The organism is Ideonella paludis, from assembly GCF_018069865.1.
GTDB lineage: Bacteria > Pseudomonadota > Gammaproteobacteria > Burkholderiales > Burkholderiaceae_C > Ideonella > Ideonella paludis.
Window position 1 is genome coordinate 130,631 of the sequence record NZ_JAGQDG010000004.1, and the last position, 26,497, is coordinate 157,127.

Sequence of the window (26,497 nt, forward strand, 5' to 3'; positions counted from 1 at the left end):
GGTGTCGCTGCGCTTCGCCAGGGCCCCGCAGCGCCGCCTTCACATGCGGCGCTGGCTCTTCATCTTCACCGCCGTGCTGCTGGTAGACGCCATCAGTTGGGGCCTGATGGGTGCGCTGTTTTCCCAGTCAGGCCATATGTTGGTCGATGGCCTGATCTTGGCAGGCATGGTGGGTGTGGCGGCCGTCAGCCTCTTCCCCTTGCTGCACTATCGGCTCCTGGCCATTCCTTTTTTGGCCATTGGCCTGCTGCCCATTGCGGTGGCGTATGGGCGCAGTGGGCAGTACGGCGCCTGGCATGTGATTGCAGGGTTGGCGCTGTACTTCGCCGTCTTGAGTGTGGAGGCCATTCGTGCCGAGCGGCGTGCCTTGGAGTTGCTGCGCCTGCGCTTCGAGAACAGCGCCATTGCGGCCAGCCAGCGCGACGCCCTGGCCTTGGCCCGCCACGCCAGTGCCGCCAAGAGCCGTTTTCTGGCCACCGTCAGCCACGAGCTGCGAACCCCGCTCAACGGCATTTTGGGCACCGTGGCCCTGATGCGGCTGGACCCGCTGGACGCCAAGCAAGGCGAGCGGCTCGGCGTGGTCAAACAATCCGCCGACCATCTGCTGACCGTGCTGGGCGACCTGCTGGACTTCTCCCGCATCGAACATGGGCGCATAGACCTCCAAACCCAGGCCACCGCCCTGATCACCATGGTGCATGAGGTCACCGACTTGCTGACCGCCCTGGCCGCCGACCGCGGCTTGCGCCTGCAACTGACCCTGGCCCCCGACTTGCCCACGCATGTGTTGTGCGACGCCGCCAGGGTCAAGCAGGTGTTGCACAACCTCTTGGGCAATGCGCTGAAGTTCACACCGACTGGGGGCCGAGTCAGCCTGAGTGTGTCGCTCTTGCCCAGCGCTGAAGAGGCCGCGCCCCCGCAGTTGCACTTTGAGGTGACAGACTCCGGGCCAGGCGTCCCCCAGGCCGACCATGAGCGGATTTTTCAGGCCTTTGAACAGAGTGCCAACACCAGCACCCAGGGCCATATTGGCACGGGCTTGGGCCTGACCATCTCGCGCGAGCTGGCACGGGCCATGGGCGGCGATGTGCGCTGCCGCAATGCCCCAGGTGGCGGGGCCTGCTTTGACTTCACGCTGCGCTGCGTGCCTATGCCCGCCCCCGAGGTGCCCAGCCACCCCAGCGGCGCCCCCTTGGCTCCGCTGAGCGGCCATGTGCTGCTGGTCGAAGACCAGCCTGTCAACGCCATGGTGGCGCAAGCCTTGTTGGAGCATTTCGGGCTGAAGGTCAGCACCGTGGCCCATGGCGCCCAGGCCTTGGCCAGCCTGGAACAACAACGGCCGGACTTGGTCTTGATGGACTGCCAGATGCCCGAGATGGACGGCTGGGAAGCCACCCGCCGCTGACGGGTCTTGGAAGCCGCTGACCCGGCCCAAGCCCGCTTGCCCATCATCGCGCTGACGGCCAACGCGGTGCAGGGCGACCGCGAACGCTGCCTGCAAGCCGGCATGGACGGCTACCTGGCCAAACCGTTCGAGGCCGAGACCCTGCACGCCCTGCTGAGCCAGTGGCTGCCGCAGGCGAGATAATCCAACGCCATGCGAATCTACCGGGCCCAGCGCCCCCGCTCTGCAGCCGATAAAGGCTGCGCCCTGACCATCGGCAACTTCGACGGCGTCCACCGTGGCCACCAAGCCATGTTGGCGCTGTTGACCAACGAGGCCCGCCATCGGGGCTTGCGCAGTTGCGTGATGACGTTTGAGCCCCATCCGCGTGACTGGTTCGCCCAGAAGGCCGGCAAGCCCGAGCTGGCTCCGCTGCGCATTGCGCCGCTGCGCGACAAGCTGGCTGAGCTGCAACGCTGCGGCGTGGACGATGTGGTGCTGATGCGCTTTGACGACCGTCTGGCCAGCCTCAGCCCCACCGACTTCATCGACAGGGTCTTGTGCCAAGGCCTGAACGCACGCTATGTGCTGGTCGGCGATGACTTTCGCTTCGGCGCCAAGCGCGCGGGCGATTACGCCCTGCTCGATGAGCAAGGCTCGGCCAAAGGCTTTGATGTGGCGCGCATGATGAGCTATGAGGTCCACGGCCTGCGGGTCAGCTCCTCGGCCGTGCGCGAGGCCTTGGCGGCGGGCGATATGGCGCAAGCCGCGCGGCTGATCGGCCGCCCCTACAGCATCAGCGGCCATGTGGTGCACGGCCGCAAGCTGGGGCGTGACCTGGGCTTTCGCACCCTGAACCTGCGCTTTCCCTCGCATCGGCCGGCGGCCCGAGGCATTTTTGTGGTCCAGGTGCATGGCCTCACCGACCAGCCCTTGGCCGGCGTGGCCTCGCTCGGTGTGCGCCCGACCATTGAAGACGCCGGGCGCGTGCTGCTGGAGGTGCATTGCCTGGACTGGCCCGCAGGCCTGGCCCTGGACGCCGGCTATGCGCGCATCCTGCAGGTCGATCTCCTGCATAAGCTGCACGACGAGCGCAAGTACGACGGCCTGGACGCCTTGGTGGCCGGCATCGCCCAAGATGTGGTCGATGCCCGGGCTTGGTGGGCCGCCCGGTAGAATGCGCCCCATGTTCACCCGCGCTGCTGCCCCATTGCTCGGACCCTGGGCCTCCTCACCGGCCGCCCATGGCCACGCCTGCACTCGTCGGCAGACCACCCGCGATCGAATTCGGCGCGGCACTTGACGTGCCGCCAGGGGCCCCGCCCTGGCCTCTCGCTGACCCCCTGGTCAGCCCTCTGTGGCTCAGCCCGCCACTGCGCACCACGTGCGCCCACCTTGATCGAGACCCCGCGCCATGACCGACGCCAAAAAGACCCCTGCCGCTGCGGCTGACAAACCCGCCAGCACCCTGAACCTGCCCGACACCGCCTTCCCCATGCGCGGCGACCTGCCCAAGCGTGAGCCAGGCTGGGTGCAGCAGTGGAACGCCCATGAAGGCGAAGCCGGCCTCTACAAGCGCCTGCGCGATGCCCGTGCCGGCGCGCCGCTCTTTGTGCTGCACGACGGCCCGCCCTATGCCAATGGCAAGCTGCACATCGGCCATGCCTTGAACAAGGTGCTCAAGGACATGATCGTCAAGAGCCGCCAGTTGGCCGGCTTTGATGCCCAGTACATCCCCGGCTGGGACTGCCACGGCCTGCCCATCGAGAACGCCATCGAAAAACTGCACGGCCGCAACCTCTCTCGGGATGACATGCAGGCCAAGAGCCGCGCCTATGCCACCGAGCAAATCAGCCAACAGCGCGAGGACTTCAAGCGCCTGGGCGTGCTGGGCGATTGGGAGCGCCCCTACCGCACCATGGACCCGGCCAACGAGGCCGGCCAGATCCGTGCGTTCAAGCGCGTGATCGAGCGCGGCTTTGTCTACCGTGGCCTGAAGCCGGTGTACTGGTGCTTTGACTGCGGCTCGTCCTTGGCCGAGTTCGAGATCGAGTACCAAGACAAGAAGAGCGAAACCCTGGACGTCGCCTTCGAAACCGACGACGCCACCCAGCTCGCCGCTGCTTTCGGCCTGTCCGCTTTGCCTGCAGGCCATAGCGCCTTCGCGGTGATCTGGACGACCACCGCCTGGACCATCCCCGCCAACCAAGCCCTGAATGCCCACCCCGAGCTGCGCTACGCCCTGGTGCAGACCGACAAGGGCTGCTTGGTGCTGGCCGAGAGCTTGGTGGAGAAGTGCCTGGAGCGCTTTGGCCTGACAGGCCAAGTCATCGCCACCACCGTGGGTGCCAAGCTGGGTGGGCTGAACTTCCGCCACCCGCTGTATGACGTGGATGCCGGCTACCGCCGCCTCTCGCCCGTCTTCATCGCCGAGTATGTGAGCGACAGCGACGGCACCGGCATCGTCCACTCCTCGCCGGCTTACGGCGTGGACGACTTCAACTCCTGCGTCGCCAACGGCATCAGCTACGACCAGATCCTGAACCCGGTGCAAGGCAACGGCACCTATGCGGCCGACTTCCCGCTGTTCGGCGGCCTGCACATCTGGAAGGCCGTGCCCGTCATCCTGGAGGCCTTGAAGAACGCGGGCCGCTTGATGGCCACGGTCACCATCACCCACAGCTACCCGCACTGCTGGCGCCACAAGACGCCGGTGATCTACCGTGCCGCCGCGCAGTGGTTCATCCGCATGGACGAGGGCGAGGGTGTGTTCACCCAAGACAAGGCGCCCAAGACACTGCGCCAATTGGCGCTAGACGCCATCGACCACACCGCCTTCTACCCCGAGAACGGCCGGGCCCGCCTGCGCGACATGATCGCCAACCGGCCCGACTGGTGCATCTCGCGCCAGCGCTCCTGGGGCGTGCCCGTGCCCTTCTTCCTGCACAAGGACTCGGGCGAGCTGCATCCCAACACCATGGCCATCTTGGACCAGGCGGCCGACATCGTGGAGAAAGGCGGCATCGAGGCCTGGAGCCGTGTCACGGCCGAAGAGATCCTCGGCGCGGCGGACGCCCCGCACTACACCAAGAGCACCGACATCTTGGAGGTGTGGTTCGACTCGGGCTCGACCTTCCAGCATGTGCTGCGCGGCAGCCACGCCCAGGCCTATGCGGTCAAGCCTTATCACGAGAGCGGCCCTGAGGCTGACCTGTATTTGGAAGGCCACGACCAGCACCGTGGCTGGTTCCACAGCTCGCTGCTGCTGGGCTGCGCGCTCTATGACCGCGCGCCCTACAGAGGCCTGCTGACCCACGGTTTTGCCACCGACGGCCAGGGCCGCAAGATGAGCAAGAGCCTGGGCAACACGGTGGAGCCGCAAAGCGTGACCACCAAGCTCGGCGCCGAGATCGTGCGCCTGTGGGTGGCCGCCACCGATTACTCGGGTGACCTGAACATCGACGACAAGATCCTGGCCCGCGTGGTCGATGCCTACCGCCGCATCCGCAACACCCTGCGCTTCTTATTGGCCAATGTGAGCGACTTCGATGCCGCCACGGATGCCGTGCCTGCCGATCAGCTGTTGGAGATCGACCGCTGGGCCCTGGCCCGCACGGCCGAGCTGCAGGCCGACATCCTGGCCCACTTCGAGCGCTATGAGTTCCACCCGGTGGTCAGCAAGCTGCAGGTCTTCTGCTCCGAAGACCTGGGCGCGTTCTACCTGGATGTGCTCAAGGACCGTCTCTACACCACCGCCCCCAAGAGCTTGGCGCGCCGCAGTGCGCAGACCGCCCTGCACCAGATCACCCACGCCATGCTGCGCTGGATGGCGCCCTTCCTCAGCTTTACCGCTGAAGAGGCGTGGCCCATTTTTGCGGGCAGCGCCAGCCAAGGCTCCATCTTCTTTGAGACCTTCAGCCGCTTTGACGCCCCCGATGAAGCGCTGCTGGCCCGCTGGGCCCGCATCCGCGCCATCCGCGATGTGGCCAACAAGGAGATCGAAGCCCTGCGTGCGGCGGGGCAAGTGGGCGCCTCGCTGCAAGCCACGCTGCGCATCACCGCAAACACCGAAGACGCGGCCCTGCTGCGCAGCTTGGGCGCAGATCTGAAGTTCGTCACCATCACCTCGGCCGTCAGCGTGGAAGACGGTGCCGAGCTGGCCGTACAGGTCAGCCCCAGCACCGCACCCAAGTGCGAGCGCTGCTGGCACTATGTGGATGATGTGGGCAGCCACGCTGAGCACCCCGGCCTGTGTGGCCGCTGCGTCAGCAACCTGCATGGCGCGGGTGAAACCCGCCATATCGCCTGAGGACCCCCATGGCCCGCAAGCTCTCGCTCTCCAGCCGCTCGTCCGGCCCCAGCCTGGGTCTGTGGCTGGGCTTGGCGGCCATCATCATCTTATTGGACCAGTTCACCAAGGTGCTGATCGTCGGCAACTTCCAGTTGGGAGACAGCGTCACCGTCACCTCCTACTTCAATGTGGTGAGGGTGCACAACACGGGCGCTGCCTTCAGTTTCTTGGCCAACGCCTCGGGCTGGCAGCGCTGGTTTTTTGTGGGCTTGGGCGCCGTGGCCTCTTGCGTGATCGTGTGGATGCTGCGCAGCCACCCCACGCAAAAGCTGTTCTGTCTGGCCGTCACGCTCATCTTGGGCGGCGCCATTGGCAACGTCATCGACCGCATTTGGCACGGCTATGTGGTCGACTTCTTGCAGTTCCACTGGGACTTCCTCGCGCCCGTCTTCCATGGCGGTTACTTCCCCAGCTTCAACGTGGCCGACATGGCCATTACGGGTGGGGCTATCGGCTTGATCCTGGACGAGCTGTTGCGCGTACGCCGGAGTTAAGCCGGCGCTGCCGCGCACGATTGCCGGGTTTTTTGCCTGCTGTACCGGGTTTTGGCCGCAGTAGGTGCGCGCTAACGTGGTGACTCTGAGCACTGCCCATGCCTGTGAACGCATCTCCGATGCATACAGGACAGGGTTTCGTTCACACGGAGTACCCATGAAAAACCGCCTGCTTGACTCTCAACGCTCCTCTGCTGACCGCGCCGCCGCGTCAGCCTGGGGCTTGTTGGACGACACCCGCTCTCGCCCACCGAGCAGCTCGGGCTTCACGCCTTTTGACCCCTTGGCCTTCAGCCTGGCCGACTCGTCTCTGGCTGATCTTGGCGTCGACACCGAGGGCCTGGACTGCTGCACCATGAGCGCCAGCCCGGTCTATGCGCGCAGCCTGGAGCCGCTCTCCATTCGCTTGAACGTGCAGCGCCGCGAGCATGCGACGGACGCCGACGCCATGCTGGTCTGGAAGAGCCTGTGCACGCACCTGGCGGACATCAAATGCCCGGTCTGGGTTCGCGTCAACAACGACCGCTGGCTCCAACGCCTCTTGACCCTGGACAGCCCGCCCAATTTGCTGCTGGAAGTCCCGGTCTTCCTGGCCTCCGACGACGTGTGGTGTTCTGACCTGCCGCCCAACAAATCGCGCGGCCCCGACCTCATCATCAACGGCCGCCCCAGCCGCAAAGTGCCGACCCAGCTCTTGCAGCGCGTCAGCTGCGTGCTCTTTGACCGCAACGATGAGCGGCGACACATGGACCCCTTGGGTGCAGCCTACCAAGCCCTTCGCCTGACCCCCTTTGTGCACGAGCGCTGCACTTCTCCCGAAGAGGTGGATGCCTCCTTCGAGTTGGGCGCCTTTGGTGTCGTGGGCCACGAGTGGGCCACCCAGTCCCCCAACGAGACCAGCACGGCCTTGGCCGACCATCGCTCCTTGGGCGCCATTGAGTTCTTCAGCCTCTTGATGCACGGCTCCTCGGCCACGGTGTTGCACGAGGCCTTGCGCCGCCACCCAGGCCTGGGCGAGCAGCTGATGCGCATTGCCAGCTTCTTGGCGAGCCTGAGCGGCCAGCAACCGGTGGCATCGCTGCACGAAGCGCTCAGCCTGTCGCGCCGCACCCACTTGGCACGGGCTGCTGCGCTGATGCTGCCGCTGGTCATCGGCCGCCACCTCGGCCGCACGCTGGGCTTCCCTGCCACCTACCGAGCGCTGTTTCTTGCTCATCTGATGGCTGACCAGGCCGACCAAGAGCTGCGCGAGCTGGCCTTCATGGCGGCAGCCGTCTCCACCTTGCCCGCCGTGCTGCAACTCAGCAGCGATGAGGTGGCTCGCTTGCTGCACCTGCCGCTGCGGGTCAAGGAGTCCCTCAATCGGCAAGGCGACCTGAGCGCCTGGATCAAGCTGGCCGAAGCCTCAGACACCCTGCCCCCGCTGGAAGTCCGCAACGCCGCTTTGGCGCTGAACATCGGCCAGCCCGACGTCAACCAGACCCTGATCTTCAGCCTGCGCCATACCTGCCGGCTGTGGCAAGCCCACTGGACGGAAGCCCTCAGCCTGTAAGCCCTCCACCCTGGGGCGGGTTTGCCCCAGGTCGGGTGTGCCCGCTGGACGACGAGCCTGCGCTTGCGTAAGCTCAAGTTCCATGCAGGCTGATACCCCTTCCTCTCCAGACGACCTCTCTGCGCTCCCTTCGCCGCAGACAAAGCCCGAAACCGACGCCACCGTCGCGCGGCAAGCCCTGCAGTTGCGCCCCTTGAGCTGGGGCGCTCCCTTGCGATGGATCAAGCTTGGCTGGAAGGATTTCATCCGTGCGCCCGGCATCGGCCTGTTTTACGGCGCCTGCTTCATGGCCATGGGCTGGGCCTTGCTCAAAGTGTTTGAGCATGCACCGGCCTACACCTTGGCTCTATCAGCTGGCTTTTTGCTCATGGGGCCCTTTCTCTGCCTGGGCCTCTACCACGCCAGCAAACAGTTAGAGCAAGGCCTCAAGCCCGACTTTGGGCAAAGCTTGCTGGCCTGGGACACCCGCACCGGCACCCTGGCGATCTTTGGTTTTGTTTTGCTGGTGCTGGAGATGATCTGGGGGCGCGCCTCCTTGATCGTCTTCGCGGTCAGCTTTGACGGCATGCCCGACTTCAAAGGCTCTTTGCTGGCGCTGCTGAACCCCGAGAACATCGACTTCATCATCGCCTATGTCTTGGTGGGGGCCTTTTTTGCGGGCCTGATCTTTGCGGTCACCGTGATTTCCATCCCCATGATCCTGGACCGCCAGACCGACGCCATCACCGCCGGCCTGACCAGCTTCCGCCTCGTCCTCACCCAGCCCGGCGTGATGCTGTGGTGGGGAATGCTGCTGACGATACTGGTCGTCTTAGCCTTGCTGCCCTGGTTTGCGGGCTTGCTGATCGTCGGCCCTGTGACCGGCCATGCCACCTGGCATGCCTATCGCGAGGCGGTGGCTGTCAACGAGGAGTGAATAGGCCCGAAGGTGCGCTGGAGAAGTCCAGGCACTTTGCAAGGCACTGTAGGCGCGACAGCCGCCACTCAAGCCTATATACGGCCATCGCATGACGATGGCCGTTTTCATTCGTTCCCTGAAAAGTCCGTCGCTCGCACCATGTGAGCCATGGACACCGCCACACCCACTGCAGCCCGCCCCACCCGGCCCCTGAGCCTGCCCTTCACGGGGCAAGCCTTGCGCCAAGCCGTCGCACAGCGGGACATCCGTTTGTTGATGAACGCCGCACACCAATTGCGCATTGCAGGCTTCACGGTCGACCCACAGCGCCTGACCGAAGACCTGCTGTCCAACGGCTGCACTTGGCTGACCGACCCGTTTGGCCAGCGCGTTCCCCTGCAGGTGCAGGTGCCCGAAGCCAGCCCACGCCAGCAGGTGGACACGCAGGTGCCCTTCCGGATGTCGGCCTGAGCCCGGCCACTTCGCCCCCCTCTTCCTCTCGTTTCCAAATCAGGAGTTCCCATGAGCATCATCGCCGTCAACGCACGCAACCAGTTCCGCGGCAAGGTCCGCGAAATCATTGAAGGCCCTGTCGTCTCAGAAGTCGATGTCGAGACCCCGTCGGGCCTCATCGTCACCTCGGTCATCACCACACGCTCGGTGCATGAGCTCGGGCTCAAGGTGGGCCGTGACGTGGTAGCCCTGGTCAAGTCCACCGAAGTCTCCATCGCCACCCTCTGACGCTCAACCCGCAACAAGGAGGCCTTCATGGCGTGGTCTGAACTCCGCACCCGTTTGCTGATCATGCCCGGCCTGCATGGCAGCGGGCCGGATCATTGGCAAACCTGGCTGGAGCGCCAGCACCCTGGCGCGGTGCGTGTGCGTGTGCCCAACTGGAGCGCACCACACCTGGACGACTGGGCGCTGGCGATTGACCGCACCTTGGCCGAGGCGCAATCCCCGCCGGTGGCACCAGCGCCCGTCTCGACGGTGGCGGAGCCGTCGGCCCGGGTCAGGCTGCTCTACCCGGAGCGGCCCGCTGAAGCCTGGATCGCCGTGGGCCACAGTTTTGGCTGCCTGGCCCTGGCGCGCTATCTGCAACAGCGCGGCCGTGGCCTGCAAGCGGCCTTGCTGGTGGCACCCGCCAACCCTGACCGCTTCAACATCCCGGAAGGCGTGCTGGACCGCAACCTGCCCTGCCGCAGCACCTTGATCTACAGCCGCAGCGACCCTTGGATGAGCGTCTCGGACGCCCGCTACTACGGACAGCGCTGGGGCAGCCAACTGATGGATGCCGGTGAAGCCGGCCACATCAACCCAGAGTCTGGCTACGGCCCTTGGCCACTGGCCCGCCAATGGATCAATCAAATGATTCAAACCTTGGAAGCCGAGCATCAGCGCCTGCACCCACCGCGCGCCAGCACGCTGCGCTTTGCCACCTGAACCACCCAAACACGCAAACCGCATAAGCAGCAACGATTTGATTCGTTCCCTGTTCGGTGGCTAGTTTTTAGCATGACCTCCATGCCGACACCTCGCTCGGCCCGGTTTTTCAAAGGATTCATTCATGTTGTCTCGTCGCCTCTCCCTGGCCGCCCTCAGCACGCTGGCGCTGTCTCTGGCCGCGCCCTTGGCCCACGCCCAAGCCAAGGACATCACGCTGCTCAATGTCTCCTATGACCCCACGCGTGAGCTCTACCAAGATTTCAACAAGTCCTTTGCCGCTCACTGGAAGGCCAAGACCGGTGCCAACGTCAGCGTCAAGCAATCGCATGGTGGCTCGGGCAAGCAAGCCCGCTCGGTGATTGACGGCCTGGAGGCCGATGTCGTCACCTTGGCGCTGGCCTATGACATTGATGAGCTGGAAGCCAAGGCCAAGCTCATCCCGGCCAACTGGCAAAAGCGCCTGCCGCACAACAGCAGCCCCTACACCTCGACCCTGGTCTTCTTGGTGCGCAAGGGCAACCCCAAGGGCATCAAAGACTGGGCCGACCTGGTCAAGCCAGGTGTGCAGGTCATCACCCCCAACCCCAAGACCTCGGGCGGCGCCCGCTGGAACTACCTGGCCGCCTGGGGCTATGCCCTGAAGCAGCCCGGTGGCAATGAGGCCAAGGCCAAAGACTTCGTCACCGCGCTGTTCAAGAACGTGCCGGTGCTCGACTCTGGCGCCCGTGGCTCCACCATCACCTTTGTCGAACGCGGCATTGGCGACGTGTTCATCTCCTGGGAAAACGAAGCCTTCTTGGCCGTCAAAGAGCTGGGTCCGGATAAGTTCGAGATCGTGGTGCCTTCGATCAGCATGCTGGCCGAGCCGCCGGTGACCGTGGTGGACAAAGTGGTGGACAAGCGCGGCACGCGTGAGGTGGCCACCGCCTACCTGAACCACCTCTACAGCCCAGAAGGCCAGAAGATCGCGGCCGAAAACTACTACCGCCCCACCGACCCCAAGGTCGCGGCGCAGTACGAAAAGTTCTTCCCCAAGATCAAGCTCTTCACCATTGACGAAGTGTTTGGCGGCTGGGCCAAGGCGCAGAAAACACACTTTGCCGACGGCGGTGTGTTCGACGCGATCTACACCAAGAAGTAATTCAGCAGTTCGCGCCTGACAAGCCCGCCCATCGCGGGCTTGTTTGCTTTTTGCATAAGCAAGCGCGTTTTGCTTCGTTCCGCGTTTGACGCGTACTGCCTAGCATCGCGCCTTCATTTGAAGTGATTCCTTCCGTGCTGCTGTCCAAAACCCTCCTCAAGCGCCACAGCGTCCTGCCCGGTTTCGACCTGGCCTTGGGCTTTGCGGTGCTCTATCTCAGCATCGTGGTGCTGATCCCGCTCTCAGCGGTGTTCTTCAAGACCTTCACCCTCACGTGGAGCCAATTTGTCGAAGCCGTGGCATCGCCCCGGGTGGTCGCGTCTTACCAACTGACCTTTGGTGCTTCGCTGGCCGCCGCTCTGCTGAACGGCGTGTTTGGTCTGCTCGTGGCTTGGGTGCTGGTGCGCTATGAGTTTCCGGGCCGCCTCATCGTCGACGCGCTGGTGGATCTGCCCTTTGCCTTGCCCACCGCCGTGGCCGGCATTGCGCTGACGGCCCTGTATGCGCAGAACGGCTGGATCGGCGAGCTGCTACCTTTCAAGGTGGCCTTCACGCCGCTGGGCGTGTTTGTGGCGCTGACCTTCATTGGCCTGCCCTTTGTGGTGCGCACCGTGCAGCCCGTGCTAGAAGACCTGCAAAAGGAGCTGGAAGAGGCCGCTGCCACCCTGGGCGCCACCCGCCTGCAAACCTTTTGGAACGTGATTCTGCCCACCGTCATGCCGGCGCTGTTGACGGGCTTTGCCCTGGCCTTCGCGCGCGCCTTGGGTGAGTACGGCTCGGTCATCTTCATTGCCGGCAACATGCCCATGGTCAGCGAGATCACCCCGCTGCTCATCATCACCAAGCTGGAGCAATACGACTATGCCGGTGCCACCGCGATTGCTGTGGTGATGCTGGTCACGGCCTTCGTGCTGCTGCTGGCCATCAATCTCTTGCAGGCGTGGACCCGCAAACGCCAAGGCCGTTGATATGAATACCGCAACACTCGCGCAAGACACCACGCCCACCGGCCTCGACAAGACAGCGCCGGACAACCCCCAGCCTCGTCCACGCACGCGGGCCCGCTCGGCCCTGGCCGCCAACCAAGAGCCCGCCTGGGTGCGCTGGACGCTGATCGGCTTGGCTCTGGCCTTCCTGTCCTTCTTTCTCTTTGTGCCGCTGATCGCGGTCTTCCACGAAGCCTTCAAAAAGGGCTGGGATGTCTACCTGGCGGCCATCACCGAGCCCGACGCGCTCTCGGCCATCAAGCTCACGCTGATTGCAGCCGTCATCTCGGTGCCCTTGAACCTGGTGTTCGGGGTGTCGGCGGCCTGGGCCATCGCCAAGTTCGAATTCCGTGGCAAGAGCGTGCTGCTCACGCTGATCGACCTGCCTTTCAGCGTCAGCCCGGTCATTGCGGGTCTGATCTACATGCTGGTGTTTGGCCTGCAAGGCTGGTTTGGTGAATGGCTGCGCGACAACGACCTGAAGATCGCCTTTGCCGTGCCGGGCATCGTGCTGGCCACCGTGTTCGTGACCTTCCCCTTTGTGGCGCGCGAGCTGATCCCGCTGATGCAGGCCCAAGGCAACGAGCAAGAAGAAGCGGCCCGCGTGCTGGGCGCCAGTGGCTGGCAGATCTTCAGCCGGGTGACCCTGCCCAATGTGAAGTGGGCCCTGCTCTACGGCGTGATCTTGTGCAATGCGCGCGCCATGGGCGAGTTCGGCGCCGTTTCTGTGGTCTCTGGTCACATCCGGGGCTCCACCAACACCATGCCCCTGCACATCGAAATTCTCTACAACGAGTACCAGTTTGCAGCCGCCTTTGCGGTGGCCTCGCTGCTGGCCGCCCTGGCGCTGGTGACCCTGGTGCTGAAGTACATCGTCGAGCAACGTGTGAAGCACGAAAAGCGCTCGGCCCAAGCCGAAACCGTGTGAGCCCCTCATGAGCATCGAAGTCAAAAGCCTCAACAAGCGCTTCGGCACCCTGGCCGTTTGCGACAACCTCAACCTGACCATCCCCTCGGGCGAACTGGTCGCCTTGCTCGGCCCCTCAGGCTCGGGCAAGACCACGCTGCTGCGCATCATCGCGGGCCTGGAGCAACCAGACTCCGGCAGCGTGCACTTCCACGGTGAAGACGCCACCTTCGACGATGTGCGTGACCGCAATGTGGGCTTTGTGTTCCAGCACTATGCCTTGTTCGGCCACATGACCATTTTCGAAAACATTGCCTTTGGCCTGCGCGTGCGGCCCCGCTCCAGCCGCCCCTCAGAGGCCGCCATCCGCACCAAGGTGATGGACTTGCTGAAGCTGGTCCAGCTCGACGCCATCGCCTCGCGCTATCCACACCAGCTCTCGGGCGGCCAGCGCCAGCGCGTGGCCTTGGCCCGTGCGCTTGCGGTGGAGCCCAAAGTGCTGCTGCTCGATGAGCCCTTCGGCGCCTTGGATGCCAAGGTGCGCAAAGAGCTGCGCCGCTGGCTGCGCCGTCTGCATGACGAAATGCATGTCACCAGCGTCTTTGTGACCCACGACCAAGAAGAGGCGATGGAAGTCGCCGACCGCATCGTGGTGATGAACCAAGGCCGCATCGAGCAAGAGGGCAGCCCCGACGAGGTCTACGACCACCCGGCCACCCCCTTTGTGCTGAAGTTCCTGGGCGACGTGAACCTCTTCCACGGCCGGGGCACGCCCAGCCAAGAAGTGAGCTATGTCCGCCCGCATGAGTTGGACATCGTCACCACACCGTCAGACGACACCTGGGCCGTGACCCTGGCCCAAGCGCTGACCGTCGGCCCCAACACCCGCTTGGAGTTCAAGCGCGAAGACGGCAGCTATGTAGATGTGGAGCTGAGCCGCGAAGCCTGGCAAGCGCTGCGCGCCCAGCTCAAGCTGGAGAGCGGCAGCGCGGTGCATTTGCGGCCGAGGCGTGTGACGCGGTTTGCGGCTGCTTGACTAACGGCCCCTGGGTGGGGCCTATCTCAAGCGATTCAGCCCGTCTCCTCGTGTTCAGGCACGTTCGTCCATTCAACCCGAAGGGCAGTTGCCCTCCAGCGTGCCCTTCACAAAGGCGCCTCAGGCACCCCCACAGGTGCGGCCTGCGCCTGCGCCACGATCTCGCGCTGCAGATGTGGCGCGAACAGCGTCACAAACTCATACGCGAATGAACGCAGCAGGCTGCCACGGCGAACGCCCACGCTGGTGGTGTTGATGGCAAACAGATTGCGTGCATCGATGGCACGCAAATGGCTATCGCGCTCCTCGTCAAAGGCAATGGCCGCAATGATGCCTACACCCATGCCCAGTTCTACATAGGTTTTGATCACGTCGGCATCCATCGCCGTCATCACCACACGCGGGTTGAGGCCGGCGCGCTTGAAGGCATCGTCGATGCTGCCGCGCCCGGTAAAGCCGGTGTCATAGGTAATGACCGGGTGCTCGGCCAGACGCTCTAAGGTCACCACCCCATCCAGCAGTGCGTGTCCGGGCGGCACAACGAGTGAGTGACTCCAGCGATAGCAAGGCAGTGCGACCAGCTCGGGCTCTTCGGCCAAAGCATGGGAGGCGATGCCGATGTCAGCGGTGCCATCGAGAAGCCACTGAGCAATCTGTGCTGGCGAACCCTGATGCAGTTGCAACTGGACCTTGGGAAAGCGGGCCCGGAAGTCATGCACGGCCGTCGGCAGCGCATAGCGGGCTTGCGAGTGCGTCGCCGCAATGCTGAGGGTGCCACTCTCGCCCTCCAAAAAATCTTCGCTGGCCCGCTTGAGGTTGTCTGCGTCCAGCAGCAAGCGCTCGACCCACGGCATCACGCGTTGCCCGGCTGGGGTCAGCCCGGTCAGGCGCTTGCCCACCCGAATGAAGATCTCCAGGCCCAACTCGTCTTCCAGCTCGCGAATCTGGCGGCTGACACCTGGCTGTGAGGTGTGCAAAACCGTCGCCACCTCAGTGAGGTTGAAGTTGCGACGCACGGCTTCGCGCAGAGAGCGCAATTGCTGGAAGTTCATGGGCGTGATGCTGATGAGCGGCGACTCCTGGGTGGAGCGGTTACTCATTATCAAGATCGTGGCCAATGCGGCCAACGACGAATCCCGCCTATGCCCATGCGCTCAGCGCATAAGCAAGCAGTGCCTCAACGCAGCTTAGGGATCAAGCGGTCAGACACATCCACTTCGGCCTGACTGTCCAACTCGATCGCCACCTGCGTGCACACGGCGCGGCAGAGCATGGCCACGCGTTCGCTTTGCAAGCGGTAGTAGATCTGGGTGCCTTCTCGCCGCTTGGCCAGCACGCCGCTGCGGTACAGCGTGGAGAGGTGCTGGGACATATTGGGCTGAGTGGTGTCGATCTCGGCCAGCAGCTGCGAGACGTTCTTCTCTTGCTGGCACACGGCCGAGATGATTTTGAGGCGGATGGGCGTGGCCAGCACGCTGAAGAGCTCGGCGGCAGACTCGAACACGCGATCGCCAGTGGCGGCGTCGGCGAGGCCCTCTGGGGGCAGCACGGGCGATGATTCATCCATGCCTTATTTTATTCGCAAGTGTGGAAGCCTCAGCTTGCAAGGACCTTAAGCTTGTCCTCGCCCGGCTCCGGAAATACCCTGGATAGCCCTGGTGTGAGCCCGCTTTAGGCGGCCCAACGGGCAGAGAGCCCACTGCGGTGCGAGACAATTCGGCCTTCCCGCCATCGTCCTGAGCCCGAGCCATGTCCTTGCCCCTGAGCCCCGCCTCCGCCACCGCTGCCGTTTTGTGGGGCGGCTTAGCGCTGGGCGTGCTGCTGGGCGCCGCCGCGCAAGCTTCGCGCTTTTGCACCATGGGCGGCCTCTCGGATTGGTTTGCCTACCGTGGCACGCCCCGCTTGATGATGTGGGTGCTGGCGGTGGCCGTCGCGGCCAGCCTGAGCATGGGCCTGGTGCTGGGCGGGGTGCTGGACGTCAGCCGCTCAGTCCCCTGGGGCGACCGTTTGTTCTGGCTGTCCTACTTGGTGGGCGGCACGGTGTTTGGCGCCGGCATGGTCATCGCCTCGGGCTGCCCCCAGCGCAATCTGGTGCGTTTGGGCAGTGGCAGCCTCAAGGCCTTGGTTACCTTGCTGGTGATCGCCGTCTCGGCCCAGATGACCTTGCGCGGCCTCTTTGCCGAAGGCCGCACCCGCTTTCTGGACAGCACAGCGGTGCAACTGGCCGGCCCCCAAGATCTGGGCTACTTGCTGAGCGTGCTGGGCGGCCTGAGTGCAGCCCAATGGCGCGGCGTGGTCTTGGCGCTGGTGGTCGTGGTGGCCGCCGTGCTGCTGTGGCGCAACCGCGCGCAGATGGATGCTGGGCATTGGATGGGCGGCGTGGCCGTGGGCCTGCTGGTGCCCGCCGCGTGGGTGCTGACAGGGCTGGTGGGCTATCTGCCCGAGCACCCCGACACCCTGGAGCCTGCGTGGCTGGGCACCGCCACCAAGCGGCCCGAGGCGCTGAGCTTCACAGCCCCGGTCGCCCACAGCATCGACCTGCTGACCTTCTGGTCCGACCGCAACACCACCGCCAGCTTTGGCGTGCTGCTGGCCTTGGGCGTGGTGCTGGGCTCAGCCCTTTCTGCCAAGCTGCGCGGTGAGTTCCGCGTGGAAGGGTTTAAAGACACCGCTGACCTGCGCGGCCACTTGCTGGGCGGTGTGATGATGGGCTTTGGCGGCGTCACCGCCATGGGCTGCTCCATCGGCCAAGGCATCAGCGGCTTGTCGCTGCTGTCAGGCGGTGCCGTGCTGGCTGTGGCCGGCATTGTGCTGGGCGTCTGGGCGGCCTTGAAGTGGCAGATGCGCGGGCTGTGAAGCCCTTGCGCCGTTCACGCTGTTAGCGCCGAGTGGCCACAAAGGCCGCTCGCTCTTGCGCTGTGCGCTCGAACTGGCGCGCGATATTGCCGCAAACCAGGTCGCACAGTGCATAGACCGACTCATCGGCAATGCGGTAGAAGGCGCTGTTGCCTCGGCTCTCGCGCACCACAAAGCCGTGCTGGGTCAGCAAGGACAAGTGCCGCGAGACATTGGCCGAACTAAAGCCACACAACTGGGCCAGCTCGCCCACGCTGCGCTCTTGGCTGCGCAGCAGGTTGAGGATGTGCAGACGCGTGGGCTCTGAGAGCACCTGAAAGTACTGCGCCACCTGGGCCAGCGCCTCGCTGGGGAGAGCTTCCATGTTCAAACATGCACGGGCTAATGGGGTGGCCATGATGCCTCCGTTTTTGCGCTGAATCACATCGCGATGGGTTCATTCTACTTGACTATTTAACTACGTGCACAAATAATCAATCAAACAACGAGCAAGGACCCCGTCATGCCTCACGCCTCTTCCCTGCCCCGCCGCGCGCTGCTGGGCCTGGCCTTGAGCCTGCTGAGCCCCCTGGGCTGGGCTGGGCCCGCCCCGTTGGCCACCCACACGGTGCAGGCCCAAGGCAGCCACGCCCCCCAGGCCTTTGACGGCGTGGTCGAGGCCGTGCGCCAAACCACCCTCGCCGCGCAAGTGGCCGGCGCGGTGGTGCAACTGGACGTGAAGGTGGGCGACCGCGTAGCCGCCGGCCAAGTGCTGCTGCGCCTGGACGCCCGTGCCGCCGACCAAGCCACCTTGGCCCAAGAAGCCCAAGGCCTGGCCGCCAAAGCGGCCTTGGATCTGGCGCAGCAAGATCTGGCGCGGCAGCGCCAACTGCTGCAGCAGCAGTTCATCAGCGCAGCCGCCTTTGAGCGCGCCGAGGCCCAGTTCAAGGCCAGCCAGGCCCAGATGCAAGCGCAGATGGCCCAAACTCAGGCCGCGCGGGCTCAGGGCGGCTTCTATGTGCTGCGGGCACCCTTTGCTGGCATGATCTCTGAGCTGCCCGTCAACCTGGGCGACATGGCCACGCCGGGCCGCCCGCTGGTGACCGTGTATGACCCGAGCAGCCTGCGCATCACCGCCGCCATCCCCAAGAGCTTGGCAGCCGCCAGCAGCGTGCGCTTGGAGGTGCCCGGCAGCAGCGAGCCCGCACCGAGCGCCCGCACACTGCAGTGGCTGCCCGCCGTGGACGCACGCAGCAACACGGTGCAATTGCGGGCTGAGTTGCCCGCAGGCCCCAGCAGCCTGGCACCCGGCATGTTTGCCCGTGTGTGGGTGGCGGCGGCCAGCCCCGCTCAGGCGGCTTCGCCGGGCGCAGATGCGTCCAACCGCAGCCGCAGCATCAGCGTGCCGCTGAGTGCAGTGGTCAAGCGCGCCGAGATGACGGGCGTCTATGTGTTGGATGCCCAGCAGCGACCCTTGCTGCGCCAGGTGCGCTTAGGCCCAGTCAGCGGCGGCCAGGTCGAGGTGCTGTCCGGCCTGAGTGTGGGCGACCGCGTCGCCCTGGACCCGCAAGCCGCCGCGCGCAGCCGCTGAGCAAAGGCCTGACACCATGAGCGCACCACACACCTCCACCTCGCCAAGCCGGCTTGGCGCCTCGGGTCGCATGGCGGCCTTCTTTCAATCGGCGCAAATCACGCCGCTGCTGGCTTTGGTAGCCCTGCTGCTGGGCTTGTTTGCGGTGGGTGTGACACCGCGCGAAGAAGAGCCCCAGATCAACGTCACCATGGCCAATGTGTTGCTGCCCTTCCCCGGCGCTGCGGTGGCCGAGGTGGAGCAGATGGTGGCCACACCGGCCGAGCAAGTGCTCTCGCAAATGGCCGGCGTCGAGCATGTGATGTCGGTGTCACGCCCGGGCTTGGCCGTGGTCACCGTGCAGTTCAAGGTGGGCGTGGAGCGCACCGAAGCCTTGGTGCGCCTGCATGACACTTTGCGCAGCAACAGTGACTGGCTGCCCCAAGGCCTGGGCGTGCAAGAGCCCATCATCAAGCCGCAGGGCATTGATGACGTGCCCATTGTTTCACTCACGCTCTTCAGCACCCGCGAAGACAGCAGCGCCTTTGACTTGGAGCGCGTGGCCCACAGCCTAGAGGCCGACCTCAAGCGCGTGGCCGGCACCCGCGAGGTGCGCAGCATCGGCGGCCCCGGCCGCGCGGTCATGATCGAGATCGACCCGCAGCGCCTGGCTGCGGCCCAGCTCACCGCGCCCGAGTTGCAGCAAGCCCTGCAAGCCGCCCACCTGGGCCTGCCGGTGGGTGAGCTGCTGCAAGCCAACCGCGCCGTGCAGTTGGAGGCCGGCCCCTACCTGCAAGATGCGCAGGAGGTGGCCAACCTGATTGTCAGCACCCGCGGCGGCAAGCCTGTCTATGTGCGTGATGTGGCCCAGGTGCGCGACGGCCCACCACCCGCGCAGCGCTATGTCTGGCACGGTGTCAAAGCCGAGGGCCACACGCCCGGCGGCGAGTACCCCGCCATCACCTTGGCCATCACCAAAAAGCCTGGCGAAAACGCGATTGACGTGGCCAATGCGGTGATGGCCCGCGTGGCCGCGCTGCGCAACACGGTGATCCCAGCGGACGTGCAGGTGGCCGAAACCCGCAACTATGGCGCTACCGCCAACGACAAAGCGCAGAAGCTGATCCAAAAGCTGCTGTTCGCCACCGCCTCGGTGGTGGCTCTGGTGTTCTTTGCGCTGGGTCGCCGCGAGGCCGCCATCGTGGGCACGGCCGTGATCTTGACCTTGACGGTCACCCTCTTCGCGTCCTGGGCCTGGGGCTTCACCCTGAATCGGGTCTCGCTGTTTGCACTGATTTTCTCGATTGGCATCTTGGTGGACGACGCCATTGTGGTGGTGGAGAACATCCACCGCCATCAAGCGCTCTACCCCGGCAAGACGCTGGCCCAACTCATCCCTGGCGCGGTCGATGAAGTGGGCGGCCCCACCATCTTGGCCACGCTCACCGTGATTGCTGCGCTGCTGCCCATGGCCTTTGTCTCAGGCCTGATGGGCCCGTACATGAGCCCCATCCCCATCAACGCCAGCATGGGCATGGTGCTCTCACTGGCCATCGCCTTTGCAGTCACGCCTTGGCTGGCCCGGCTGTGGATGAAGCCGATGACCACAAAGGATGGCGCACACGCCCACAGCAGCGAGCCCAGCGGCATGGCGGCCCGCATCACGCCGCTGTTTGAGCGCGTGTTCGGCCCGCTGCTGCACGCCCAAACCGGCCGGCGCAACCGCGGCTTGTTGGGCTTAGGCATCGCGGGGCTGATTGCACTGTCGGTGCTGTTGCCGGTGAGTGGCCTGGTGGTGCTGAAGATGCTGCCCTTTGACAACAAGTCAGAATTCCAAGTCATTGTCGATATGCCTGCGGGCACACCACTGGAGCAAACCAGCGCCGTGCTGCGCGAGCTGGGCGCGCACCTGGCCACCGTGCCTGAAGTGGCCCACTACCAGGCCTATGCAGGCACGGCCGCACCCATCAACTTCAACGGCTTGGTGCGCCAATACGGCCTGCGCGCCGGCGGCGATGTGGGCGACCTGCAAGTCAATCTGGTGGACAAACACCACCGCAGCGCGCAAAGCCACGCCATCGCCACACGCCTGCGGCCTGAGCTGCAAAAAATCGGCGCGCGCTTTGGCGCCAATGTGAAGGTGGTGGAAGTGCCACCAGGCCCACCGGTGCTGTCGCCCATCGTGGCCGAGATCTATGGGCCTGATGCGCAAGGCCGCCAGCAAGTGGCCCAGGCCGTGCGTGCGGTGTTTGCCAAGACGCCGAATGTGGTGGACGTGGACGACAGCAGCATTGCCGCCGCCCCCCGCAGCCTGCTGCTGGTGGACCGCCAAAAGGCCGCGCAGCGCGGCGTGTCCCAGCAAGCCATCGTGGCCACGCTGCGCATGGGGCTCTCGGGCAGCGCCGCCATTTATTTGCATGACGCGAGCAAGTACCCGGTGCCTGCCATCGTGCAGTTGCCGGCCGAGCGCCACGGCGACCTCGCGGCCTTACTCAACCTCCAGGTGCGCGCCCAAGATGGGGCACTGGTGCCCCTCCGCGAGTTGGTGACGGTGAGCGACAGCCAGCGCGAACAGCCCGTCTATCACAAGGACTTGCTGCCGGTGAACATGGTGGTGGCCGATATGGCCGGCGCCATGGACAGCCCGCTCTACGGGGTGGCTGCCATGCGCGAAGAGATCTTGGCCATCAAGCCGCCGGGTGGCGGCACCCTACAGGAGTACTTCATCACCCCGCCGCCGGAAGCCTGGCGCGACTACGCCATCAAGTGGGATGGCGAATCGCAAGTCACCTACGAGACCTTCCGCGACATGGGCGCCGCCTATGCGGTGGGCCTGGTGCTGATCTATCTGCTCGTGGTGGCGCAGTTCGGCTCCTACCTCACGCCCTTGGTCATCATGGCGCCGATTCCGCTGACCATCATCGGCGTGATGCCCGGCCACGCCCTGCTGGGCGCGCAGTTCACGGCCACCAGCATGATCGGCATGATCGCGCTGGCCGGCATCATCGTGCGCAACTCCATCTTGCTGGTGGACTTCATCAACCTGCAGGTGCGCGAAGGCATGGCCTTTGAGACGGCCATCGTGCAGTCGGCCATCACCCGGGCTCAGCCGATTGTGCTGACGGGACTGGCCGCCATGCTCGGGGCCTTCTTCATCTTGGATGACCCCATCTTCAACGGCCTGGCCCTCTCGCTGATCTTTGGCATCTCGGTCTCGACCGTGCTCACCTTGGTGGTCATCCCGACCCTGTACTACATGGCCTACCGCCATCGGCTGCAGCGCTTAAGTTCTGCCGCCGACGCCTCTTGAATTCCCAAACCGGAGACTCACATGACTTCTTGGCAAATTGTTCGCTTGGTGGCTGGCAGCTTCATCCTGCTCTCCTTGGCGCTGGGCGTCCAGGCCAGCCCCTTCTTTCACAGCCCTTGGTGGCTGGCCTTCACGGCCTTCGTGGGTGCCAATCTACTGCAGAGCGCATTGACCCGTTGGTGCTTGATGGAAACCCTTCTGCGCAAGCTGGGTGTGCGCTCCGGCTGCTGAACTTCCCTTGATTGGAGACTGCCATGAACTTGTCCTGCCCGGCCTGCGGCGCCACCAACCGCGTGCCTGAAGCACGCCTCAGCGACCAGCCCGTTTGTGGCAAATGCGGCCACGGCCTGATGGAGGCGAAACCTGTAGCGCTGGACCAAGCGACGTTTCAGCGCTTCATCGCCCACACCGACCTGCCCGTGTTGGTCGACTTTTGGGCTGACTGGTGCGGCCCTTGCAAGATGATGGCGCCGCACTTTGCCCAAGCCGCTGCGGCCATGCCGCAAGTGCGCTTTGCCAAGGTGGACACCGAGGCCGCACCACAGCTCAGCGCGGCCTTCAACATCCGCAGCATCCCCACCTTGGCGCTGTTCAAAGGGGGCCAAGAAGTGGCGCGTGTGAGCGGTGCGATGTCGGCCGCGGACCTGCAACGCTGGGTCAGCAGCCAGCTCTGAGCGCCGCTGAAGCTGGGCTGCGCCGCAGCCCAGCACAGCGTCATTGCCGCCTCAGCAGCCGCACATGCATGGGCCGCATCAGATGCACACCGTCGGGCCCCATGTGCGGTTCAAAGGCCGCCCGCACCCGCTCAATCAATGCCGGTGTCAAGGCATGGTCGGCAAAGCTGGGTCGCATCATGCGTTGCTCAAACTGCGCGAAATCGGGCCAATGCACCGGCATGTCAAAACGCCACTCGGCTTCGGCACGCCAGCCGGCCCCCGCCACGGCGCGGTCCAGCGCTTGCTGGGCGGCGGCACGGACCTCACCTTCATCATTGAACAATCGAACAATCTCGTTGAGCGGGCCGCCGTAGACGGGCTCTGACACATACAGCCAACCGCCGGGCTTGAGCACGCGCGCCACTTCCCGCAGCGCGGCATCCATGTCAGGCATGGGCACATGGTGCAAAGACTTCAGCATCAGTGCGCCATCGAACTGCTCCGACAGCAGCGGAATGGCCTGCGCCCCCGCACTGACAAAGTGCAAGCGCTCTTGCGGCTGCTGGCGGTTCTTGGCCATCTGCACGGCATCGACCTCCAAGGCCACGGCCTCGCAAGTCGCTTCTCGCTGCAAGAGTTGGCGCATCAGGCGTGCCGGGCCGCAGCCCAGCTCAATCAAGCGGCTGCCCGGCAGGGGCAGATGCTGGCCCAAAAAAGCAAGCTCGTCGGTGACCACCATCACATCACCTTCAGCACGACGATCATTGTTGCAAGCACTATTTATTCGCATAGGCTAATATTTGACCATGAACGCCGCTTCTTCCTTGCGTGACCACACGCGCCACACCTCCCTCACACGCCGCTTGGCCGGCGCATTTTTGCTGGGGGTATTGAGCATGACCGCCTGTTCTCAACCCACGGCCCATGCCGATATGGTGACTCTAGACCAAGCCCGCGCCGACCATGAAGCCGGCAAAGTGGTGCTCATCGACATCCGCGAGCCCATGGAGCATGCCACTGGCGTGGCCAAAGGTGCCACACTCCTGCCCATGAGCCAATTGCGTCAACGGGTGGGCGAGATCCCCACCGACTCCAGCAAGCCGGTCTACCTGATCTGCAACACCCAGAATCGCTCGGCCTCCACCTTGGGGGCGCTGCGCCAAACCGGTGGCTTTACGCATGTGCGCTATGTGCATGGTGGCATGAGCGAATGGGCCAAGCGCGGCTGGCCCATGGTGAAGCCGCAGTGAACGCTCAACTCTTGCTGCTGGCCCTGTGCCAGGGCCTTTTCCTCTCCAACAACGTCACCTTTGTCGCCATCAACGGCCTGGTGGGGTTGAGCTTGGCCCCGCTGCCCTGGATGGCCACCTTGCCGATTGCGGGCTATGTGGCTGGTGGTGCGCTGGCCGCACCCCTGGTAGCCCGGCACCAACGCGCCTGGGGGCGTCAGCGCACGTTTCAGGTGGGCTTGCTGGTGGCAATGCTGGCCTCAGGCCTGTGCGCCTGGGCCACGGTTGTTCAAAGCTTTTGGCTCTTGGTGGGGGCCACGCTGCTGGCGGGCTACTACAACGCCAATGCCTCGCTCTACCGCTTTGCCGCCACAGAATTGGTGGCGCCCAGTACCAAAGAAAAGGCCATTTCGTGGGTGCTGGCGGGCGGCCTGATCGGCGCGGTGGTGGGGCCCAACTTGGCCAGCGCCACGCGAGACCTGACCGTCCAGCCCTTCACTGGCGCTTACCTGGCCTTGATCGGTTTGGCGCTGCTGGCCCTGGGCTTGATGTCGCGCATTGAGTTTCCGCCGCTGCCCCAGGCCAGCGACGGCAGCCCGCAAGGCAGGCCCTTGCGTGAGATTGCACGCCAGCCGCTGTTCTTCGTGGCCACGGCCGCTTGTGCCTTGGGCTATGGGGTGATGAGCTTGCTGATGTCCGCCACACCGATTGCCATGGCGCAGTGCGGCCTGCCGTTTTCCAGCGCAGCGCTGGTGCTGGAGTGGCATGTCATCGGGATGTATGCGCCCAGCTTCTTCACGGGGCATTTGATCAAGCGCTTTGGTGCCCTGCCCATCATGCTGCTGGGCTTGCTGCTGAACATCGTGTGCGTGGTGGTGGCCTTGTCCGGCGTGGCGCTGGAGCAGTTCCTGATCGCCTTGATCACGCTAGGCGTGGGCTGGAACTTCCTCTTCATTGGCGGCACCACCTTGGCCACCGAGGCTTATCGCCCCGAAGAAAAAACGACCGCGCAGGCGGCCGTTGATTTTTGTGTCTATGCCACGATGACGCTGACCGCTTTTGGCTCCGGCGCCTTGGTCACCACCGGCGGCTGGCAGGCCATGAACCTGGGCAGCTTGGTACCACTGGCCTTGTTGGGCGCGGCCTTGGGCTGGTTGGCGTGGCAAAGAAGGCGGGCTACCACTCCCGCAGCTTGACGCGCAGCCGGGCAATGGCCTGGCTGTGAAGCTGGCAGACCCGGCTTTCGGTGACCTTGAGCACGGCGGCAATCTCTTTGAGGTTCATGTCGTGCTCGTAGTACATGCTCATCACGAACTGCTCGCGCTCGGGCAGGTTCTTGATGGCACCGACCAAGGCCTCGCGCATGCGGTGGTCTTGCAGTTGGGCCAGCGGGTTGGCTTCGTCCACGGCCACGTGGCGGTCTAGGAAGTCATCTCCCGCCTCGTCGCCGGACATGTCCTCGAGATACACCAACTGGGTGCCACGCACCTTGGTCAGCATGTCTTGGTAGTCGCTCAGGGAGATGCCCATCTCGCCGGCAATCTCGCTTTCTTGGGGCGCGCGGCCCAAGCGCTGCTCGAGCCGGTGCACGGCGGCCTCGATCTCGCGCTGCTGGCGGCGGTTGCCCCGGCTCATCCAATCGCTGCCGCGCAGCTCGTCGAGCATGGCACCACGGATGCGTTGGGTGGCAAAGGTCTCGAACTGCACACCTTGCGCCGCGTCGAAGCGGCCCATGGCGTCGTGCAAGCCAATCATCCCCACCTGCACCAAGTCGTCCAGCTCCACATTGGCGGGCAGCTTGGCAATCATCTGATGTGCCAATCGCCGCACCAGCGGGCTGTACTGCTTGAGCATCGCGTCGGTCTCGAGGCGGCCTGTGGCGGTGTACATGAATGGTCTCCGGACGGGTCAATACAAAGAAGCCATGCGCTGCTGTGGCGCGCGGTGCGCCGGCAACTCATGGGCAGGGAGTGCTACCGGCATCAACTGCGCGGCAGCCAACATCTCCAACTCGGAGGTGTCGAAGTGGGTGTCCACGGTGTCCACCACCGCGGTTTGGCGCAGCAAGGCGCCCAAGAAAGCATCGGAACAACTGGCCAAGCGCTCGACGATGCGCTGGGCGCGCTTGGGGCGGCCCACGTGGCCGACCATCACGTCAAAGCTCATCAGGCCAGCGCGCTGGGCCAGCAGCTTCATCGCGGCATAGGCGGCAGTCAGGCTGTCGGGCTGCAGCGAGGCCAGCAACACCGGGTGCACCTCACGGCCCACCAACATGCGGGCCAGGTCGCGCGCCTCAGCGTGCAACACGATCACATCCACACCGGGCGCCGCCGCTTCGACCTCGGCCAGCCAGTTGGCACTGGAGCCCCGAGTGTTGACATGGCGACGCGGCAAGCCGCGCGCGGCAAAGTAGGCCACCTGACCGCTGAGCTGCTCGATGCAAGACGGCAGGTGAACGTCGGCCAGCTCGGCCGGTGCCGGGGAGGAATCTGCAGCGTCGACCACCAAGGTGCGCGCCCCCAAGGCCGTGAAGGCGCTGTTGATGCGCTCCAGCAGCGCGCCACTGCAGTCGATCTCAGCGCTGGCCACCACCGGCACCACCACGGCGGGGGGCGTGGCAAACAGCTTGCGCAGGCCGGCGGCCTGGTCGCCTTGCCACAGCGGTGTGTTGGAGGAATGGATCGGTTGGGCCATGAACTGCG

At 64.8% G+C, this 26,497-nt stretch carries 25 protein-coding genes and 1 pseudogene; 20 read left to right on the forward strand and 6 right to left on the reverse strand.

From position 1 onward, the window contains the following. Positions 1-166: 166 nt before the first annotated feature. The 13 genes and pseudogenes from KAK11_RS10990 (at position 167) to KAK11_RS11055 (ending at position 14,195) form a co-directional block, all read left to right on the forward strand. A pseudogene (locus tag KAK11_RS10990) lies at positions 167-1,588 on the forward strand (response regulator). A gap of 9 nt (positions 1,589-1,597) precedes the next feature. After that, the gene (locus KAK11_RS11000; protein ID WP_210809178.1) at positions 1,598-2,560 is read left to right on the forward strand and encodes a bifunctional riboflavin kinase/FAD synthetase; all 963 of its coding nucleotides are present in this window, start codon (positions 1,598-1,600) and stop codon (positions 2,558-2,560) included. 238 nt (positions 2,561-2,798) lie between these two features. Further along, complete coding sequence (ileS, locus tag KAK11_RS11005) at positions 2,799-5,693, forward strand: isoleucine--tRNA ligase (RefSeq protein ID WP_210809179.1); 2,895 nt, start codon at positions 2,799-2,801, stop codon at positions 5,691-5,693. An 8-nt stretch (positions 5,694-5,701) separates the two neighbouring features. Beyond that, the gene (gene lspA, locus KAK11_RS11010; protein WP_210809180.1) at positions 5,702-6,229 is read left to right on the forward strand and encodes a signal peptidase II; all 528 of its coding nucleotides are present in this window, start codon (positions 5,702-5,704) and stop codon (positions 6,227-6,229) included. 157 nt (positions 6,230-6,386) lie between these two features. After that, positions 6,387-7,781, forward strand: coding sequence for a hypothetical protein (locus tag KAK11_RS11015; RefSeq protein ID WP_210809181.1), 1,395 nt, complete (start codon positions 6,387-6,389; stop codon positions 7,779-7,781). Positions 7,782-7,863: 82 nt separating this feature from the next. Next, positions 7,864-8,697, forward strand: a complete 834-nt coding sequence (locus tag KAK11_RS11020) for a DUF2189 domain-containing protein (RefSeq protein ID WP_210809182.1) — start codon at positions 7,864-7,866, stop codon at positions 8,695-8,697. A 150-nt stretch (positions 8,698-8,847) separates the two neighbouring features. Next, positions 8,848-9,150, forward strand: coding sequence for a hypothetical protein (locus tag KAK11_RS11025; protein ID WP_210809183.1), 303 nt, complete (start codon positions 8,848-8,850; stop codon positions 9,148-9,150). A 51-nt stretch (positions 9,151-9,201) separates the two neighbouring features. Further along, positions 9,202-9,420, forward strand: a complete 219-nt coding sequence (locus KAK11_RS11030; RefSeq protein WP_210809184.1) for a TOBE domain-containing protein — start codon at positions 9,202-9,204, stop codon at positions 9,418-9,420. A 27-nt stretch (positions 9,421-9,447) separates the two neighbouring features. Then, positions 9,448-10,122: an RBBP9/YdeN family alpha/beta hydrolase gene (locus KAK11_RS11035; protein WP_210809185.1), complete on the forward strand. Its 675-nt coding sequence runs from the start codon at positions 9,448-9,450 to the stop codon at positions 10,120-10,122. A gap of 124 nt (positions 10,123-10,246) precedes the next feature. Then, on the forward strand, positions 10,247-11,266 hold the full coding sequence (locus KAK11_RS11040) for a sulfate ABC transporter substrate-binding protein (protein WP_210809186.1): 1,020 nt from the start codon (positions 10,247-10,249) through the stop codon (positions 11,264-11,266). 134 nt (positions 11,267-11,400) lie between these two features. After that, the gene (gene cysT / locus KAK11_RS11045) at positions 11,401-12,234 is read left to right on the forward strand and encodes a sulfate ABC transporter permease subunit CysT (protein ID WP_210809187.1); all 834 of its coding nucleotides are present in this window, start codon (positions 11,401-11,403) and stop codon (positions 12,232-12,234) included. 1 nt (position 12,235) lies between these two features. After that, positions 12,236-13,180, forward strand: a complete 945-nt coding sequence (gene cysW / locus KAK11_RS11050; RefSeq protein ID WP_210809188.1) for a sulfate ABC transporter permease subunit CysW — start codon at positions 12,236-12,238, stop codon at positions 13,178-13,180. A gap of 7 nt (positions 13,181-13,187) precedes the next feature. Next, positions 13,188-14,195 carry a sulfate/molybdate ABC transporter ATP-binding protein gene (locus KAK11_RS11055; RefSeq protein WP_210809189.1) on the forward strand — a complete coding sequence of 336 codons (1,008 nt, stop codon included), beginning with the start codon at positions 13,188-13,190 and terminating at the stop codon, positions 14,193-14,195. A gap of 107 nt (positions 14,196-14,302) precedes the next feature. Here the strand turns inward: KAK11_RS11055 and KAK11_RS11060 are convergent, their stop codons facing one another. Together KAK11_RS11060 and KAK11_RS11065 are read right to left on the reverse strand one after the other, a co-directional pair. Beyond that, on the reverse strand, positions 14,303-15,247 hold the full coding sequence (locus KAK11_RS11060) for a CysB family HTH-type transcriptional regulator (protein ID WP_210809613.1): 945 nt from the start codon (positions 15,245-15,247) through the stop codon (positions 14,303-14,305). A gap of 125 nt (positions 15,248-15,372) precedes the next feature. Beyond that, positions 15,373-15,762 (reverse strand): ArsR/SmtB family transcription factor, encoded by a 390-nt coding sequence (locus tag KAK11_RS11065; protein WP_210809190.1) that lies wholly within the window; start codon positions 15,760-15,762, stop codon positions 15,373-15,375. Positions 15,763-15,944: 182 nt separating this feature from the next. Here KAK11_RS11065 and KAK11_RS11070 point away from each other — a divergent pair, with 182 nt between their 5' ends. Further along, complete coding sequence (locus KAK11_RS11070) at positions 15,945-17,051, forward strand: YeeE/YedE family protein (protein WP_210809191.1); 1,107 nt, start codon at positions 15,945-15,947, stop codon at positions 17,049-17,051. 22 nt (positions 17,052-17,073) lie between these two features. Here the strand turns inward: KAK11_RS11070 and KAK11_RS11075 are convergent, their stop codons facing one another. Then, a complete protein-coding gene (locus KAK11_RS11075; protein WP_210809192.1) occupies positions 17,074-17,415 on the reverse strand; it encodes an ArsR/SmtB family transcription factor in 342 nt (113 codons plus the stop codon). Between the two features lie 138 nt (positions 17,416-17,553). Between KAK11_RS11075 and KAK11_RS11080 the strand changes: the two genes are divergently transcribed. Genes KAK11_RS11080 through trxC form a run of 4 tightly spaced genes read left to right on the forward strand, consistent with a single transcriptional unit; the run spans position 17,554 to position 22,584 of the window. Continuing rightward, positions 17,554-18,621, forward strand: coding sequence for an efflux RND transporter periplasmic adaptor subunit (locus KAK11_RS11080; protein ID WP_210809193.1), 1,068 nt, complete (start codon positions 17,554-17,556; stop codon positions 18,619-18,621). Between the two features lie 16 nt (positions 18,622-18,637). Further along, positions 18,638-21,910: an efflux RND transporter permease subunit gene (locus KAK11_RS11085; RefSeq protein ID WP_210809194.1), complete on the forward strand. Its 3,273-nt coding sequence runs from the start codon at positions 18,638-18,640 to the stop codon at positions 21,908-21,910. A gap of 21 nt (positions 21,911-21,931) precedes the next feature. Then, a complete protein-coding gene (locus tag KAK11_RS11090) occupies positions 21,932-22,141 on the forward strand; it encodes a YgaP family membrane protein (RefSeq protein ID WP_210809195.1) in 210 nt (69 codons plus the stop codon). Positions 22,142-22,164: 23 nt separating this feature from the next. Continuing rightward, entirely contained in the window at positions 22,165-22,584 is a 420-nt protein-coding gene (trxC, locus tag KAK11_RS11095) for a thioredoxin TrxC (protein ID WP_445666944.1), read from the forward strand. Between the two features lie 40 nt (positions 22,585-22,624). On the opposite strand, the gene KAK11_RS11100 is transcribed toward trxC, so the two are convergent. Beyond that, positions 22,625-23,305 carry a class I SAM-dependent methyltransferase gene (locus KAK11_RS11100; protein ID WP_210809197.1) on the reverse strand — a complete coding sequence of 227 codons (681 nt, stop codon included), beginning with the start codon at positions 23,303-23,305 and terminating at the stop codon, positions 22,625-22,627. A 67-nt stretch (positions 23,306-23,372) separates the two neighbouring features. Between KAK11_RS11100 and KAK11_RS11105 the strand changes: the two genes are divergently transcribed. Both KAK11_RS11105 and KAK11_RS11110 read left to right on the forward strand, forming a co-directional pair. Next, on the forward strand, positions 23,373-23,816 hold the full coding sequence (locus tag KAK11_RS11105) for a rhodanese-like domain-containing protein (RefSeq protein WP_246498824.1): 444 nt from the start codon (positions 23,373-23,375) through the stop codon (positions 23,814-23,816). Next, positions 23,813-24,991 (forward strand): MFS transporter, encoded by a 1,179-nt coding sequence (locus KAK11_RS11110; RefSeq protein ID WP_210809198.1) that lies wholly within the window; start codon positions 23,813-23,815, stop codon positions 24,989-24,991. The genes KAK11_RS11105 and KAK11_RS11110 overlap by 4 nt, the downstream gene beginning before the upstream one ends. On the opposite strand, the gene KAK11_RS11115 is transcribed toward KAK11_RS11110, so the two are convergent. Next, positions 24,972-25,685 (reverse strand): RNA polymerase sigma factor FliA, encoded by a 714-nt coding sequence (locus KAK11_RS11115; protein ID WP_210809199.1) that lies wholly within the window; start codon positions 25,683-25,685, stop codon positions 24,972-24,974. The two genes, KAK11_RS11110 and KAK11_RS11115, sit on opposite strands and share 20 nt — an antisense overlap. A gap of 18 nt (positions 25,686-25,703) precedes the next feature. After that, positions 25,704-26,489, reverse strand: a complete 786-nt coding sequence (locus KAK11_RS11120; protein WP_210809200.1) for a MinD/ParA family ATP-binding protein — start codon at positions 26,487-26,489, stop codon at positions 25,704-25,706. Positions 26,490-26,497: the final 8 nt, after the last annotated feature.